This window comes from Cupriavidus sp. 05T41 (assembly GCF_056396525.1).
Map to the genome: position 1 here is coordinate 81823 of NZ_JBFTLQ010000012.1, position 14648 is coordinate 96470.

Genomic DNA, 14648 nt, shown 5'->3' on the forward strand with positions numbered 1-14648 from the left:
GTGAGGGTCAGGCGGCGAGGTATCCGCCGTCCACGGGCAGGGTCACGCCGGTCACATAGGTGGACATCGACGAAGCGAGGAACAGCACCGCGCCCACCAGCTCTTCGGGTTGCCCCACCCGGTTCATCGGGATACGGGACATGAAGCGTTCGAGCTTCGCCGGGTCCGTGCGCGTGGACGCGGTCATGGGCGTGTCGATGACGCCCGGCGCAATGGCATTGACGCGCACACCGTCGCGCGCGAGGTCGGCTGCCAGCGACTGGGTCAGCATCTTCACCGCGCCCTTCGAGGGCGAGTAGCCGAGCGTGTTCGGCTGGCCCGAGAACGACGCGATGGAGGCGACGTTGACAATGGCGCCACGGGTCTGTCGCAGGGCCGGCAGCCACGCGTGGCAGACGTTGAACGTCCCTTCGAGGTTGACCTTCATCACCCGCTGCAGGTTGTCCAGCGCATGCTCGCTGTCGATGCCCTGGCGAATCAGGATGCCGGCGTTGTTCACCAGCACGTCGACGGGGCCGACGCTGGCGGTGATCTCTTCGGCGACGGCACGGCACTGCGCGGCATCGGTCACGTCCAGCGCGCAGGCACGCGCCGCGTGGTTCCGGGCATCGATCATCGCCGCCGTCTCATTGGCATTGGCTTCGTTCATGTCGGTGACGACGACCGTCGCGCCGGCCTCGGCGAGGCCGATGGCGATGGCCCGGCCGTTGCCCTGGCCCGCGCCGGTTATAAAAGCGACCTTCCCGGTCAGGAGTTGAGGAATCAGCATGATTGCAATCCAGGGAAATTCAGGGTGAACGCCGCCACGCGGCCGCCGCAATGCGGCCGCGTGGGTGACAACAATCGGGCAGGGAGTTCAGTGCATGGCCAGAGGCTCGCGCGCGGAAGCCGCGCTCGCATTCGGGGGCGTGGCCTGAGAGTGATCGGCGATGTGGTTGCCCGCGACATAGCCGAAGGTCAGGCCCGGGCCGAGCGTGATGCCCGCACCGCTGTACTCGCCGCCCATGATGCTTGCCGCGTCGTTGCCCGCTGCGTAGAGGCCGGGGACTGGATCGCCGTCCAGGGAGACGACCTGGGCGTGCTCGTTCGTACGGATGCCCATGAAGGAGCCAAGGTCGCCCGGTACGAGCTTGAGCGCATAGAACGGACCGTTGGCCAGCGGCGCGACGCAGGGATTTGGCGTGTGCAGCGCATCGCCCTGGTAGCGGTTGTAGGCTTTGCTGCCACGCCCGAACTCGGGGTCGCGCCCGTACTGCGCCGTTTCGTTGTACTGGCGAACGGTGGCGGCGAGCGTCGCCGGTTCGATACCGACCTGCTTCGCAAGGTCCTCGATGGTCTTGCCGCGCTTGAGGTAGCCGTTGCGCAGATGCGGCCCGAGCGGCATCGGGAACGGCTTCACGAAGCCGAGGCCGTAGTGCCGGATCGCCGCATGGTCGGCGATCAGCCAGCACGCCGTCTCCGGCTTGCCCTTCGAGGCGGCGATCATCGCCTGCACGAGATCGTGGTACGAGTTCGCCTCGTTGGCAAAGCGCTTGCCATCCAGGCTGACGGCAATCACGCCTGGTTTCGCCCGGTCAATGAAGTGGGGCATGATGCCGGTCGTGCCGTCCTTGCGCGGCACGAGCGACATGGGCGTCCACGCGGCGGCATTCGACAGGTTCTTGTCGAACACGCCGCCCACCGCTTCGGCCATGCGCACGCCGTCGCCCACATTGGTCTGCGGCGTTGGCGAGAAGTGGCCGTGGCCTGCCTGCACGTGCGGGTAGGTCTCCTTGCGCCGCTCGAGGTCGTGCGGAAACCCGCCGCTGGCCAGCACCACACCGTGACGCGCCTTTACGCTGATCCGCTGGCCGTCGCGCTGAAGCACTGCGCCCGTGACGCGCCCTCCGTCCTGCAACAACGCCACGGCAGGCGACGACAGCCATACCGGGACCGACAGGTCGGCCGCCGACTTCGCGAGTCGCGCGGCCAGCGCATTGCCGTTGGTCAGCGTCATGCCCCGCCCGTACTTCATTACCTCCAGGAAATGCCTGGTCAGGCGTTTGGTGACATACCAGGCGGACGCCAGCGATCGCGTCACCCGCATGAAATGAACGATCTCCTTGCCGGAGCCGATCGTCACACCGAAGACGGTCAGTTCCGGCAGCACGGGGCCGAGGGTCTTGAGCAATGGGCCGAGTTCGCGGGCGTCGTACGGGCGCGTCACCATCGAGCGGCCGCCTTGCGCGGCGCCGGGCGCCTCGGCGTGGTAGTCCGGGAACGTTAGCGGCATGTCGAACTGGACGGCGGTCTTCGACATGAAGAACTCGATCGCTTTGGGGCCGTTCGCCAGGAAGGCGCGTACACGCGCCTCGTCGAACCCGGCGCCGGCCTGGTTCCGGATATAGGTCAGCGCCTGGTCCGGTTGTTCGTGATGGCCGTATGCCTTGGCCAGATGGGTGTTCGGCACCCATAGCCAGCCGCCCGAGCGGGCCGTCGTGCCGCCGTAGTAGCTCGCCTTCTCGGCCACGATGACCTTCAAGCCCCGGCTGGCGGCGGTAATGGCCGCGGACATGCCGGCGACGCCTGATCCGATGATCAGAACATCACATTTTTCCTGTTGCAGTGCAGACATCGACTTCTCCATTCAAGTGCGGGCGGTATGGCCGCCAAGAGCGGCGCCGCCATGATTGCTAGATTAGTACTAGCGCGCTTGAAATGATCTACTAGTTAACCCTATGCTTACGCATTAGATAATGTCTAGTGTTATACTGCGCGCACTAACCATCTCATGGCAGGGACATACCGTGGACCAGACCGACCAGGCACCCGAGCCACCCGAGCGAGAACGCCGCGGCATCCAGTCGATTGAAGTGGGGGGGGAAATCCTGAAGGTGCTGGCCTCCGAGGCCAGGCCGATGGCGCTACGCGATCTCGTGAAGGCGGCAAACATGCCGTCCGGCAAGATCCATCCGTATCTGGTGAGTTTCGGGAAGATCGGACTCGTCGCCCAGGACCCGGTCACGGGTCGCTATCTGCTCGGCCCGATGGCCATCCAGCTCGGGCTGACCAGCCTGCAGACGCTCAACCCCATCCGCGAGGCCACGCCGTTCGCCGAAGCGCTGTCGGAAGAAACGTCGCACGCGGTCGCGCTCGCGGTATGGGGAAACCTCGGGCCGGTCATCGTGCGGCTCATCGATGCGTCCTATCCCATCCACACGAATATCCGAACCGGCACGGTCATGTCGCTCGCCAATACGGCAACCGGCAGGATTTTCTCGGCGTTCCAGCCGCGCCAGCTCACCGAGAAGCTGTTGCTGGACGATCGCGTACGGCTCGGCCCCGATATCGCGCATCCGCTGGACGCTGCCATTGTGGAGGAGATGATCAAGGAAGCGCGGGCGCGCCACATGTCCCGCAGCATCAACCATCCCACGCCAGGGATCGTTGCCTTTTCCGCGCCCGTGTTCGACTACTCGGGAAACATTGCGCTGACGATTACCATCATGGGGCCGACCGGCACGGTCGATACCGATTGGGACGGCCCGGTTGCCAAAGCGCTGGATGCCTGTGCGCAGGCAGTTTCGAAGCGCCTTGGCTACCGGGCCAAGTAGCGGTGCTTGCGAGGGGAATCGTGCACGCTGCCGAGCGAACAGGCGTTCAGCTTCGTGTGGCTGACCGTCGGCATGGCATGACCGCTGCCGATTCCAACGTAGCCGGCTATCTGTCCCCAAGCGGTATCCGCATTACGTCGCATACGCGAGCCTGGCGCCGACGTGAGTGATGCTCTGGAAGGTAATACCAGTACTACCAGTGACCGTCCGAGCCGCCGGAAGCTGGACCACGGTGATCGGCGAAGCGGTCCAGCAGGAAGTCCACGAGAACCCGAACCTTGTCGGGGCGATTGCTCTGGGCCGGAAATACGAGATTGATATCCGCCGGTGTGAGCTGCCATTGCGGCAGCACCCGGCACAACGCGCCGCTTCGCAGGTGCTCCGCGACGTCCCACTCCGAGCGTACGATCAAGCCTTGACCATCGAGCGCCCAGGCCAACGCGGACTCTCCGTCGTTTGTGCTCATGGTCCCGCGGATCTTGACGGTTTCCTGCTGCGCGCCGTTGCGCAAATGCCAGGTACCAAACGTCTCATCGCTCTCACGGATGAAAATGCAGTTGTGCCGGGACAGGTCGCGCGGACTTGAAGGCTCGCCGCTTGCTTCGATGTAAGACGGTGCGGCACAGACCATGCGGCGGTTGTTGGCCAGTAGCCGACCGGTCAGTCGCACATCCGGCAGTTCTCCAAAGTGGACCAGCACGTCCAGACCCTGCTCGACCAGGTTCAGCGAACGATGGCTCAGATAAAGCTGCACCTCGACTTTCGGAAACTTCCGCGTGAATTCGGAGAGGGCCGGCGCGATATGCCTTCGTCCGAATCCCAGTGTTGCCCCGATTTTTAGCAAGCCGTGCGGCGTACTGCTGCTTCCCGCAATGGTGCGCTCAAGGGCTTCCATCTCCGCATGAATTCTGGCGCCTTCGACCAGGTAGCGCTCCCCCTCGGGCGTCAGGCTGATGCGTCGCGTGGTCCTGTGCAACAGGCGGACACCCAGACGGGCCTCAAGGCCAGAAAGCCGCTTGCTGACGGCCGGTGGCGTGACGCCCAGTTCCTGCGCGGCCCCTGCAAGGCTTCCGTGCCGGTTGATCAGCATGAAAAACGCAAGGTCGGAGAAATGGTCCATTGGTGAACTACAGGAACGAAAGAAGTGAATAACTATGAATTATGCGTCATGTGGTAACTGATAGGATGGTTTCCATAACGATTCATACTCACAGGAGACGCCCATGAAGTTTGCCCATCTCACCGCAGCGCTGATTTGTGCCACGTTCGCTGGCACTGCGGCTGCGCAATCCTATCCTCAGCGACCGGTCCGGCTCATTGTGCCGTACGCGCCGGGTGGAAGCGCCGACATCGCCGCGCGTCTGGTATCTGACACTTGGGCGAAAAGTCTGGGCGGCACCATCGTGGTTGAGAACCGGGCCGGCGCCGGCGGCAATATCGGTGTCGATGCGGTCGCGAAAGCCGCCCCCGATGGCTACACGATCGGACTGCAAACGGTCTCGCTCGCCATCAACCCGGGCCTGTTCCCGCGCATGCCGTACGACACGCTGAAGGACCTTGCGCCGATCGGCATGGTCGCCAGTTCGCAGCATGTCCTGGTGGTCAACAACAATGTGCCCGCCAGGAACCTTCAGGAACTGATATCCGTTGCGAAGGCAAAGCCCGACAAGCTGACCTATGGTTCGGCAGGCAACGGGAGCACGTTTCATATGTCCGCAGAACTGTTCAAGTCTGTGGCAAGCGTCTCTATCGTCCACGTCCCTTATCGCGGCGGTGGCCCGGCCCTGGTTGACACGATCGCCGGTCAGGTCGACATGAGCTTCCCGGTGGTTTCCGCCGCCCAGCAACATGTCCAGAGCGGCAAGCTCCGGGCGCTGGCTGTCACCGGATCAAAGCGCTCCCCACTGCTTCCCAATGTCCCGACCGCAGCCGAGGCGGGCCTGTCCGATTACACGTTTGAAACCTGGTTCATGGTGTTTGCGCCGGCGGGCACGCCGAAGCCTGTCGTAGACAAGTTGAACGCCGCACTGAATGCCGCGCTGGCATCGCAGGCGGCCAGGGACCGGATGCTCAAGGAAGGCTTCGAGGCGACGCCGAGCACGCCCGAGGCGGCGCGGCAACGCCTGGAAAAGGAGATGCCCATGTGGGCCAGATTGATCAAGCAGCGCGGCATCACCGCGGAATGATCCTGAAAGAGGTATAGCAATGACCCCGACAACCCTGTACCAGAAGCTGGTCGACTCCCATACGGTCGCCAGAATTGATGAAGACAACGTTCTGTTGTATTGCGACCTGCACCTGATGAATGAGTACACCAGTCCTCAGGCATTCCATGGGCTGCATGAGCAAGATCGCGGTGTGCTGATCCCCGGGCAAAACGTCTCCGTCGTCAGCCATATCATTCCGACGCACCCAACGGCGATCCGGGTGATCGCGGATCCCGCCTCCGCCCTGCAGGCCACGAACCTCCGGGACAACTGCAACCGGCATGCGATTCCGCTGTTCGACACCAACGACACGCTGCAAGGGATCGAGCACGTGATTGCACCGGAGCACGGGATGATCCGGCCGGGCATGGTGGTGATCTGCGGCGACAGCCATACCACGACGTATGGCGCGCTCGGCGCCCTGGGCTTCGGTATCGGGACCTCCGAGGTCGAACATGTGCTGGCGACCCAGACGCTGGTCTATCGGATGGCAAAGACCATGCGCATCCGCGTAGACGGGAAGCTCCCGGTCGGCACGACCGCCAAGGATCTCATTCTCAGGATCATCGGTGCGATCGGCGCGCAAGGCGCACGCGGGTATGTCGTCGAATACTGCGGATCGGCCATTCTGGATCTGAGCGTCGAGGCACGCTTCACGCTCTGCAACATGACGGTGGAAGCTGCGGCGCGAGGCGCGTTGATCGCGCCAGATGCGGTCGCCACCGATTACGTGCTGCGCCGTGCGGTGGACATCGAAGGCCCGCAACGTGAAGATGCGCTCCGATACTGGGCAAGCCTGCAAAGCGATGCGGGCGCCCTGTTTGATATGGAGTATGTGTTTGACGCGAGCGATGTCGAGCCCTATGTGACCTGGGGAACCAGCCCCGACCAGGTACTACCTGTTTCCGGACACATTCCATTCCCCGAGGATCAGATCGACGAAGTCGAGCAGCGGTCGGTTGAACGGGCGCTTGCGTACACACACCTGACGCCCGGGGCGGCGTTGGAAGGCACGCCGATCCAGCATGTCTTTATCGGATCCTGTACCAACGGACGCATCGAGGATCTCAGGGCCGTGGCGAACGTAGTCCGCGGCAAGAAGGTGGCCGAAGGGGTCAGGGCCATGGTGGTACCCGGCTCAGGCGCGGTCAAGGCTCAGGCCGAACGGGAAGGCATTGCCGACATCGTTACCGCCGCGGGATTCGAATGGCGCCAGCCGGGTTGTTCGATGTGCCTGGCAATGAACGATGACGTGCTCGCCGACGGCGTTCGCTGCGCTTCCACCACCAATCGCAATTTCGAGGGCAGGCAAGGACGCGGGGCCATCACCCACCTGATGAGCCCGCCCATGGCCGCCGCCGCGGCGATCACCGGAACGATCACCGACGTCCGAAAGCTGGAGACTTCCCATGTCTGAGTACACGCACATCACTGGCAAGGGTGCGGCGATCCGCATCGAAAACCTCGATACCGACCAGATCATCCCGAAGCAGTTCCTGCGGGGCATCGACAAGACTGGCCTGGACAAAGGCATTCTCTATGACCACCGCTTCGACGCCACCGGCGCACGCCGTCCGGACTTTGTGCTGAATCGCCCGGAGTACGCCGGCACCGGCATCCTCATCGGCGGAGCGAACTTCGGCTGCGGATCGAGCCGCGAGCACGCGGTATGGGGACTGCAGCAATTTGGCATTCGCGCCGTCATTGCACCCAGCTTCGGCGAGATCTTCTATTCGAACGCCATGAATAACCAGCTTCTGCTGGTAATGTTGCCGCGGGAAGCCATTGAGCAGTTGATGAACGACGTGGACGCGAATAGCGGCAACGTGATCACGATTGATCTCGATGCGATGCGGGTGCGGACACCTTCAGGGGAGTATCCCTTTGAGCTGTCCGCGAGGCACCGCCGCATGTTCCTCGAGGGGCTGGACATCATCGGCCTCTCCCTGAAGCACCGTGGCGAGATTGAGGAGTTTGTCGGGAAGTACTGGTCCAGCTTCCCCTGGACAAAAAACGTAGCCAGACAAACTCGAGACCGGCTTGGGTCTACCTGAAAAGGACGACTTCGCTTGTCGCGAGTCGGGTGGGTGCCTCGCACAACTCGCACAACTCGCACAACAGCCGGTCGGCGTGTGGCCAACGGCGCTACCCCGCCCGTAGCGCCCACAGGGCCTCCAGCACGTATTCCGTGGCACGTTCTACCCGTTCCGCGCTGTGCGCCAACCCCAGTCGCCGCCACAATGCCGGCCGCAGCGGCCGCATCACCACGCGCGCATCCGGCGCCGGCGTGGTGACCTCGTGTGGCAGCAGGGCCGCGCCATAGCCGGCCGCCACCAGGCTCTTGATGGCGTCGTTGTAGTTGAGCTGGATACGCGGCGCCGGCCTCTGGCCACCGCTGGCGAACCACTCGGCGGTCAGGCGCGACAGGCGCGTGGTGCCGTCATTCAGGATCAGCGGGCGCGTTGCCAGCCAGGCCGGCGTGATGCGCGCAGGGCAGGGCCAGCTCGCTGGCAGGAAAGCCCGCACAGGATCCCGCCGCCAAGGGCGGATGGTCAGCCCCGCCACGCGCGCCTGTGGCAGGGCCACCAGACCGATCTCCAGCGTGCCGGCGGCCAGCCGCGCCAGCGTCTCCTCCGAGGTGAGCACGGCCACCTGCACGTCGATGTCGGGGTGCTGCTCCGCCAGCATGGCCAGCGCCTGCGGCAGCAGGTGGGCGATGGCCCCGGTCGAGGCGCCGAGGCGCACGCGGCCGGTCAACCCCTGCACCTGACGCTGCACGTCGTCCAGCGCAAGGTCGGCATCGGCCAGCAGGCGGCGGGCGCGATCGACCAGTGTCTCGCCAATCGACGACGGACGCACCTCGCCGCGCTTGCGCGTCAGCAGTGGCGCGCCGACGCGGGCTTCCAGCTCGGCAATGTGCAGGCTGACGGTGGGTGGAGCCAGGTGCAACGCGCGCGCAGCTTCGGCGAAGGAACCCAGATCGGCGATGGCGACGAGGGTACGCAGGCGGTCCAGGCTGATCTCGCGCATGGGGCGGAACTCCGGTCAAGGGCGTAAATGCTGACGAGGATATCGTTCAGGATTCGTGAATTTCATCGTCATGAAATTCAACTTTTCCGATTCTATCCGGTGGCGCAAGATGGCGCTTCCATGATCGCGCCACACCCGCGGCCGCACCAACGCAAAGCTGATGCCGAACCGGCCGGGGCCGCCACTTTCACGTCACTTCCGAGGATCCATCCCATGCGCTACCGCTTGTTTTCATCGACGGCGACCAGGGCACCACCGGCCTGCAGATCCATGAACGCCTGCGCGGACGCGACGATCTGCGCGTCCTTACGCTGCCCGCCGGCCAGCGCAAGGATGCGCGCGCCCGCGCCGACGCCATCAACGGCTGCGACATCGCCATCCTGTGCCTGCCGGACTCCGCCGCACGCGAGGCGGTGACGTCCATCGTCAATCCTGCGGTGCGCGTGATCGACGCCAGTTCGGCACACCGCACGCAGGCCGGCTGGACCTATGGCTTTCCGGAGATGGCCGCCGGCCAGGCGCAGCGCATCGCGGGCGCGCTGCGCGTCAGCAACCCGGGCTGCTATCCCACCGGGGCGATCGGCCTGCTGCGCCCCTTGGTGGAGGCCGGCCTGCTGCCGCACGACTACCCCATCGCCATCCACGCGGTGTCGGGCTATTCGGGGGGCGGCCGCGCCGCCGTCGATGCCTACGAGGGACCGGAGGCCACCCGGGCCCTGCCGTTCCAGGTCTATGGCCTGGGCCTGGCGCACAAGCACACGCCTGAAATCCAGCAGCACGCGGGCCTGGCACGGCGCCCCGCCTTCGTGCCGGCCTACGGCGCCTTCCGGCAAGGTATCGTGCTGACGGTGGCGCTGGAGCTGGACCTGCTGGCATCCGGCACGGACGTCGACAGGCTGCACGCCTGCCTGCTCGACCACTACGCCGACGCCCGCCATGTCGAGGTGATGCCGCTCGCCGAATCGGCCGCCGCCACGCACCTCGACCCGCAGGCGCTGAACGGCACCAACGACCTGCGCCTGGGCGTGTTCGCCAACCGCGAGCACGGGCAGGTGCTGTTGGCAGCGGTGTTCGACAACCTCGGCAAGGGTGCCGCGGGGGCGGCAGTGCAGAACCTCGACCTGATGCTGGCCGGGGTGGCGGCGGAGGTTCGCCGGGCCGCCTGACCTCTACCCAGGGTAACGGCGGTCGCCGCAGCCGGGCGAGTTCACCGTATCGCCGTCCAGGCGCGTCACTTAAGGCGGCGCAAGCCTCGGCGTCGAGATAAGAAGCGGGCCGGCAGCTTGTCGGCTTCCGGCCCGATGATGTCCCATGCAGATCAGATGTCCTCGATCGTCGCCTGGATGCGTCCCTCCCGAATCGCGGCGAGAAACGCCCGGAAATCGCTCCGGTTCTGTGATGCGTATTCGGTGGCGAACTCGCCGATCGCGTCATCGAAGGTCTGGCCGGAGCCCATGTAGCCCGCCATGACCGCGGCGTCGCCCGTCCGCGCGTGCGCACGGGCCAGGGCATGGGCGCACATCCGGCCGTACTGCCTGAGCATGCCGCTATCCCAGTCCTCGATGACGGCCGACATCTTCATATCGCGCAACTGCCGGATGTAGAAGTCCCGACCATTCTTGCCCCGGGTCCAGCCCAGGAACACGTCGCTGGCGGCCTGCATCAGCCGCTGGCCCACAATCACGCGCTGGCCGTGATTGTCGTACACGCTCTTGCCAGCATAGGGCTCCAGCACCGACGCCCGCGCCTCCTTCACCTGCAGGAACAGCGGGTCGTTATCGGCCGCCATGAACAGGCACACGGCGCACATCGTGCCGACACTGCCGACGCCGACAACCTTGATGGCCATGTCGAAGAAGTGAAAGCGGTCGAACAGCACCCGCGTATGGTCGGGCAGGCTCTCGCGGTACCGCGCGATGGCCTCCTCGTAGCCCGATGACAGGCCGGGCGCCTGTTCTTCAGACGGATGAAAGATCAGCGGCGGCTCGTCCTTGATCCTCGGATGCAGACCTTCCTCCACGACAAACTTCGGATACAGGTGGTCGGGTACCGACTTGCGCCGTTCCGCGGCGATGCGTTCGGCCAGCCGCTTGCGCGTCATCTCGACGATCTTGGGATCGCCGCTACGGTCCTCGTACTTCTGCAGGTCGATGCGGTCGTACCAGACATCGAGCGCGCGCATCCCCGCGTAGTTTTGCATTCGCTCCCGGTACTCGCGCACGGAGTCAGTCGCCACGCGTGCCGCGTCGCTCCTGGGTAGTGCCAGATGGTCGGCCGCGATCACGATGCTGGCCGTGAGTCGCTTCAGGTCCCACTCGAAGGGAGCCGGAAGGGTCTCGTCGAGGTCGTTGATATCGAAGATGACATTGCGCTCCGGCGTGGCAAATCCGCCGAAGTTCATCAGGTGCGCGTCACCGCAACTCTGTACGCGAATGCCGCTGGAGGGGGCGGTTGCCAGGTCGGCTGCCATGATCGCGGCCGCGCCCCGGTAGAAGGCAAAGGGCGAGGCTGACATGCGGCCGAAGCGGATCGGCACCAGCTCCAGTATCCGGCCCGTGTTCGATGCGTCCAGCAGTGCCACCGGATCCTTGCGATTGCGCGCGGCCTTCCAGCCGGATTGGGAAGAGCGCGGCACATCATCGCGCAGGGCCCGGCCTTTGGCGGCGCGCTCGTCTGCGGTGAGATAGATCGATGCGGAAGTCGGTTGGCCACCCTTCTGGGTGCGTTTCTTGTTGTCCGCCCTGGCCATGGATCGTCTCCTTGTTGTTGGGCATACGTGGGCACATCCCGAATGGGCGGCACTTGCACGCAAGCCCATACGGGACGCAAACGCGGCGAAGCAGAGCCCCACGCATGCGCCGGCGACTGGCCGGCGCTGATGGCGGTGAGCATCATCGCTTACTCAAGGTTAGGTGCAATTCAATCGCATCGCGGGCAAATTACCGCGCTGGGCCGGGAAAGGTGTCCTATTGTGTCTTGGCATTGGCAAGGCTCGATTGTGTCGATTGCGGCACCTTGGGTGGGCCGGGCCGGTGCATTCACTTCAGGAGACTGCGATGGGTAAGCTGGCTGCCACACTCAAGCATGAATTCATGGAAATGCTGCCGCCGACGATCTTCTTCTTTATCGCGCTCCACGTCGTGGCGATCATCCGTGCCCTGATGCTCCGCGGCACAGGGGTCTCGCTGCCTGCGTCGGCCTCCGTCCTCCTTGCTGCACTGATCCTCGGCAAGTCGGTGCTCGTTGCCAACATGCTTCCGTTCATCAACCGCTTTCCCGAGAAGCCGCTGATCTGGAATGTCCTCTGGAAGACGGCGATCTACATGGTGGTGGCGTTGTTCGTGCACTACCTGGAACGCCTCTACGACTACTGGAAGGACGCTCCTGGCCTGGCCGCCGCCAACCACCAGTTGCTCGTTGGAATCAACTGGCCGCAGTTCTGGGCGATCCAGATACTGCTCGTGACGCTAATCCTCAACTATTGCGTGATCGCCGAGCTGGGTCGCGTCTTGGGCCGGGAGAGGCTCAAGGCGATCTTCCTTGGTCCTCTGCCGCGGAGCGTCGTGGAGAGGAGTGCCAGGCCATAAAGCCACGGCTCGGCGATACGCATTTCACCCGCCGGTTTGCCGGGTGCACATGTGCGGCATGCGGCATGGGCCATGCGATTCAATTCAGAACGCGTAGCGAAAAAATTCACTTCTGTTTTCACTTGCCTTGGCAGAGTATTTTTCAGCACTCGGCAACGCCAGCGCGTGCCCGTTCGAGGTGCCCTCAAACACATTGGAACAGGGGTAAGGAATGACCACGGATCGCAACGTACTGGCCAGAGGCGTTGCGCTGGCCGCGGCCGCCGCCTTGTTGCACGCCGGCCCGGGCATGGCGCAGGACGCGCGCAAGGACGCCACCAGTGCTACCAGGGCCGCCAACCAGAAGCTGCTTGGCGAGCTGCCTTTCGCCGACCGCTCGGATTTCGATGACGCGCACCGCGGCTTTATCGCGGCGCTGCCGGACGCCATCATCAAGGGTACGTCGGGGAACCCGATCTGGAATCCGCAGCAGTACGCCTTCATCAAGGAGGGATCGGCCGCGCCTGGCACCGTCAACCCGAGCCTCTGGCGGCAGGCGCAGCTCATCAATATCAGCGGGCTGTTCCAGGTCACCGATGGCATCTATCAGGTCCGTAACCAGGATCTGTCGAACATGACCATCATCGAGGGCAAGGAAGGGATCACGGTGGTAGACCCGCTGGTCTCGCAAGAGACGGCAAAGGTCGCCATCGAGCTCTACTACGCCAACCGGGGCCGCAAGGCGGTCAAGGCGGTTATCTATACGCACAGCCACGTCGACCACTACGGCGGCGTCCGCGGCGTGGTGGACGCGGCGGATGTGGCATCTGGCAAGGTCAAGATCTACGCGCCGGAAGGCTTCCTCGAAGCGGCCGTCGCCGAGAATGTCATGGCGGGTAATGCCATGAGCCGCCGCGCCAGCTATATGTACGGAAACCTGCTGCCGCCCGACCCGAAGGGCCAGGTGGGCGCAGGGCTGGGCACCACGACATCTGCCGGCACCGTGACGCTGTTGCTTCCCACCGAAACCATCACCAAGACGGGCGAGAAGCGCACGATCGACGGGCTGACCTATGAGTTCCTGATGGCGCCGGGGTCGGAAGCGCCATCGGAGATGCTCTGGTATATCGAAGAGAAGCGCGCAATATCCGCCGCCGAGGACTGCACTCACACACTGCATAACACCTACTCGCTGCGTGGCGCCAAGATCCGCGAACCGTTGCCGTGGTCCAAGTACCTGAACCAGGCGCTGACCATGTGGGGCGCCAAGGCAGACGTCATGTTCGCCCAGCACCACTGGCCGACCTTCGGGCGCGAGAACGTCGTCAAGCTACTGCGCCAGCAGCGCGACCTGTACCGCTACATCAACGACGAAACGCTGCATCTCGCCAACCAGGGCGAGACGATGGTCGAGATCGCAGACAAGTTCAAGCTGCCGCCGGGCCTTGCGCTGATGTGGGCCAACCGGGGCTACTATGGCTCGGTCAGCCATGACGTCAAGGCGACCTACGTGCTCTACCTCGGCTGGTTCAACGGAAACCCGGCCACACTGGACGAGCTGACGCCGGCGGAAGCCGGCAAGCGCTACGTCGAGTTCATGGGCGGCGCCAACGCTGTGCTGGCCAAGGCAAGGCAGTCTTACGCCCGCGGCGAGTACCGCTGGGTCGCGCAGGTGGTCAACCACGTTGTGTTCGCCGATCCGTCGAACCAGGCCGCCAAGGCCCTGCAGGCCGATGCGCTCGAGCAACTCGGCTACCAGGCCGAGTCCGGCCCGTGGCGCAACTTCTACCTCAGCGGCGCCAAGGAACTGCGCGAGGGCGTGAAGAAGCTGCCGACGCCGAACACGGCCAGTGGCGATACAGTGAAGGCGATGACGCCGGAGATGTTCTTCGACTACCTCAGCGTGCGCGTCAACCGCGCCAAGGCAGCCAACGCTCATGTCGTGCTCAATGTCGACCTCGGCAAACCGGAGGGGACCTACCTGCTGGAACTTGAGAACGGCGTGCTCAATCACACTGCGGGCGTGCAGGCGCAGCAGGCCGATGCCAACATCACGATGTCACGCGATACGCTGAACGGCGTCATCCTGGGCCAGACCAAGATGGCGGATGCAGTAAAGAACGGTAGCGCGAAGGTCACCGGCAACCAGATGAAACTGGACGAGCTGGTGAGTTACCTCGATACGTTCGAGTTCTGGTTCAACATCGTGACACCGTAATCAGGAATTGGCGCGGCTGGCGGACCGGGCGATC

12 protein-coding genes are annotated in these 14648 nt (G+C 64.3%); 7 read left to right on the forward strand and 5 right to left on the reverse strand.

The window, feature by feature from the left end:
- Nucleotides 1-7: 7 nt before the first annotated feature.
- Together AC1DKV_RS10130 and AC1DKV_RS10135 are read right to left on the reverse strand one after the other, a co-directional pair.
- Nucleotides 8-769 carry an SDR family NAD(P)-dependent oxidoreductase gene (locus tag AC1DKV_RS10130; protein WP_441614036.1) on the reverse strand — a complete coding sequence of 254 codons (762 nt, stop codon included), beginning with the start codon at nt 767-769 and terminating at the stop codon, nt 8-10.
- Nucleotides 770-856: 87 nt separating this feature from the next.
- Nucleotides 857-2614 carry an FAD-dependent oxidoreductase gene (locus tag AC1DKV_RS10135; protein WP_441614037.1) on the reverse strand — a complete coding sequence of 586 codons (1758 nt, stop codon included), beginning with the start codon at nt 2612-2614 and terminating at the stop codon, nt 857-859.
- 172 nt (nt 2615-2786) lie between these two features.
- On the opposite strand from AC1DKV_RS10135, the gene AC1DKV_RS10140 reads away from it, so the two are divergent.
- Entirely contained in the window at nt 2787-3593 is an 807-nt protein-coding gene (locus AC1DKV_RS10140) for an IclR family transcriptional regulator (RefSeq protein ID WP_441614038.1), read from the forward strand.
- Nucleotides 3594-3786: 193 nt separating this feature from the next.
- Here the strand turns inward: AC1DKV_RS10140 and AC1DKV_RS10145 are convergent, their stop codons facing one another.
- Complete coding sequence (locus AC1DKV_RS10145) at nt 3787-4713, reverse strand: LysR family transcriptional regulator (protein WP_441614039.1); 927 nt, start codon at nt 4711-4713, stop codon at nt 3787-3789.
- Nucleotides 4714-4816: 103 nt separating this feature from the next.
- Here AC1DKV_RS10145 and AC1DKV_RS10150 point away from each other — a divergent pair, with 103 nt between their 5' ends.
- From AC1DKV_RS10150 to leuD, 3 genes are read left to right on the forward strand one after another with little or no spacing between them, the layout of a single operon-like run.
- Nucleotides 4817-5779 carry a tripartite tricarboxylate transporter substrate binding protein gene (locus AC1DKV_RS10150; RefSeq protein WP_441614040.1) on the forward strand — a complete coding sequence of 321 codons (963 nt, stop codon included), beginning with the start codon at nt 4817-4819 and terminating at the stop codon, nt 5777-5779.
- Nucleotides 5780-5798: 19 nt separating this feature from the next.
- Entirely contained in the window at nt 5799-7217 is a 1419-nt protein-coding gene (gene leuC, locus AC1DKV_RS10155) for a 3-isopropylmalate dehydratase large subunit (RefSeq protein ID WP_441614041.1), read from the forward strand.
- Nucleotides 7210-7854, forward strand: a complete 645-nt coding sequence (gene leuD / locus AC1DKV_RS10160) for a 3-isopropylmalate dehydratase small subunit (RefSeq protein ID WP_441614042.1) — start codon at nt 7210-7212, stop codon at nt 7852-7854. The genes leuC and leuD overlap by 8 nt, the downstream gene beginning before the upstream one ends.
- Nucleotides 7855-7945: 91 nt before the next feature.
- On the opposite strand, the gene AC1DKV_RS10165 is transcribed toward leuD, so the two are convergent.
- Complete coding sequence (locus AC1DKV_RS10165; RefSeq protein ID WP_441614043.1) at nt 7946-8830, reverse strand: LysR family transcriptional regulator; 885 nt, start codon at nt 8828-8830, stop codon at nt 7946-7948.
- A 233-nt stretch (nt 8831-9063) separates the two neighbouring features.
- On the opposite strand from AC1DKV_RS10165, the gene argC reads away from it, so the two are divergent.
- The gene (gene argC / locus AC1DKV_RS10170) at nt 9064-9996 is read left to right on the forward strand and encodes an N-acetyl-gamma-glutamyl-phosphate reductase (RefSeq protein ID WP_441614075.1); all 933 of its coding nucleotides are present in this window, start codon (nt 9064-9066) and stop codon (nt 9994-9996) included.
- Nucleotides 9997-10148: 152 nt separating this feature from the next.
- Here the strand turns inward: argC and AC1DKV_RS10175 are convergent, their stop codons facing one another.
- Entirely contained in the window at nt 10149-11579 is a 1431-nt protein-coding gene (locus tag AC1DKV_RS10175) for a DUF2252 domain-containing protein (RefSeq protein ID WP_441614044.1), read from the reverse strand.
- 307 nt (nt 11580-11886) lie between these two features.
- Here AC1DKV_RS10175 and AC1DKV_RS10180 point away from each other — a divergent pair, with 307 nt between their 5' ends.
- Nucleotides 11887-12417 carry a hypothetical protein gene (locus AC1DKV_RS10180; protein ID WP_441614045.1) on the forward strand — a complete coding sequence of 177 codons (531 nt, stop codon included), beginning with the start codon at nt 11887-11889 and terminating at the stop codon, nt 12415-12417.
- Nucleotides 12418-12628: 211 nt separating this feature from the next.
- Nucleotides 12629-14614 (forward strand): alkyl/aryl-sulfatase, encoded by a 1986-nt coding sequence (locus tag AC1DKV_RS10185; RefSeq protein ID WP_441614046.1) that lies wholly within the window; start codon nt 12629-12631, stop codon nt 14612-14614.
- Nucleotides 14615-14648: the final 34 nt, after the last annotated feature.

What these genes read in the sequence shown, in the direction of transcription:
- AC1DKV_RS10150 (WP_441614040.1), top strand. Translation starts at nt 4,817, where the DNA reads ATGAAGTTTGCCCATCTCACCGCAGCGCTGATTTGTGCCACGTTCGCT.
- AC1DKV_RS10175 (WP_441614044.1), bottom strand. Translation starts at nt 11,579, where the DNA reads ATGGCCAGGGCGGACAACAAGAAACGCACCCAGAAGGGTGGCCAACCG.
- AC1DKV_RS10145 (WP_441614039.1), bottom strand. Translation starts at nt 4,713, where the DNA reads ATGGACCATTTCTCCGACCTTGCGTTTTTCATGCTGATCAACCGGCAC.
- leuD (WP_441614042.1), top strand. Translation starts at nt 7,210, where the DNA reads ATGTCTGAGTACACGCACATCACTGGCAAGGGTGCGGCGATCCGCATC.
- AC1DKV_RS10185 (WP_441614046.1), top strand. Translation starts at nt 12,629, where the DNA reads ATGACCACGGATCGCAACGTACTGGCCAGAGGCGTTGCGCTGGCCGCG.
- AC1DKV_RS10180 (WP_441614045.1), top strand. Translation starts at nt 11,887, where the DNA reads ATGGGTAAGCTGGCTGCCACACTCAAGCATGAATTCATGGAAATGCTG.
- leuC (WP_441614041.1), top strand. Translation starts at nt 5,799, where the DNA reads ATGACCCCGACAACCCTGTACCAGAAGCTGGTCGACTCCCATACGGTC.
- AC1DKV_RS10165 (WP_441614043.1), bottom strand. Translation starts at nt 8,830, where the DNA reads ATGCGCGAGATCAGCCTGGACCGCCTGCGTACCCTCGTCGCCATCGCC.
- AC1DKV_RS10130 (WP_441614036.1), bottom strand. Translation starts at nt 769, where the DNA reads ATGCTGATTCCTCAACTCCTGACCGGGAAGGTCGCTTTTATAACCGGC.
- AC1DKV_RS10135 (WP_441614037.1), bottom strand. Translation starts at nt 2,614, where the DNA reads ATGTCTGCACTGCAACAGGAAAAATGTGATGTTCTGATCATCGGATCA.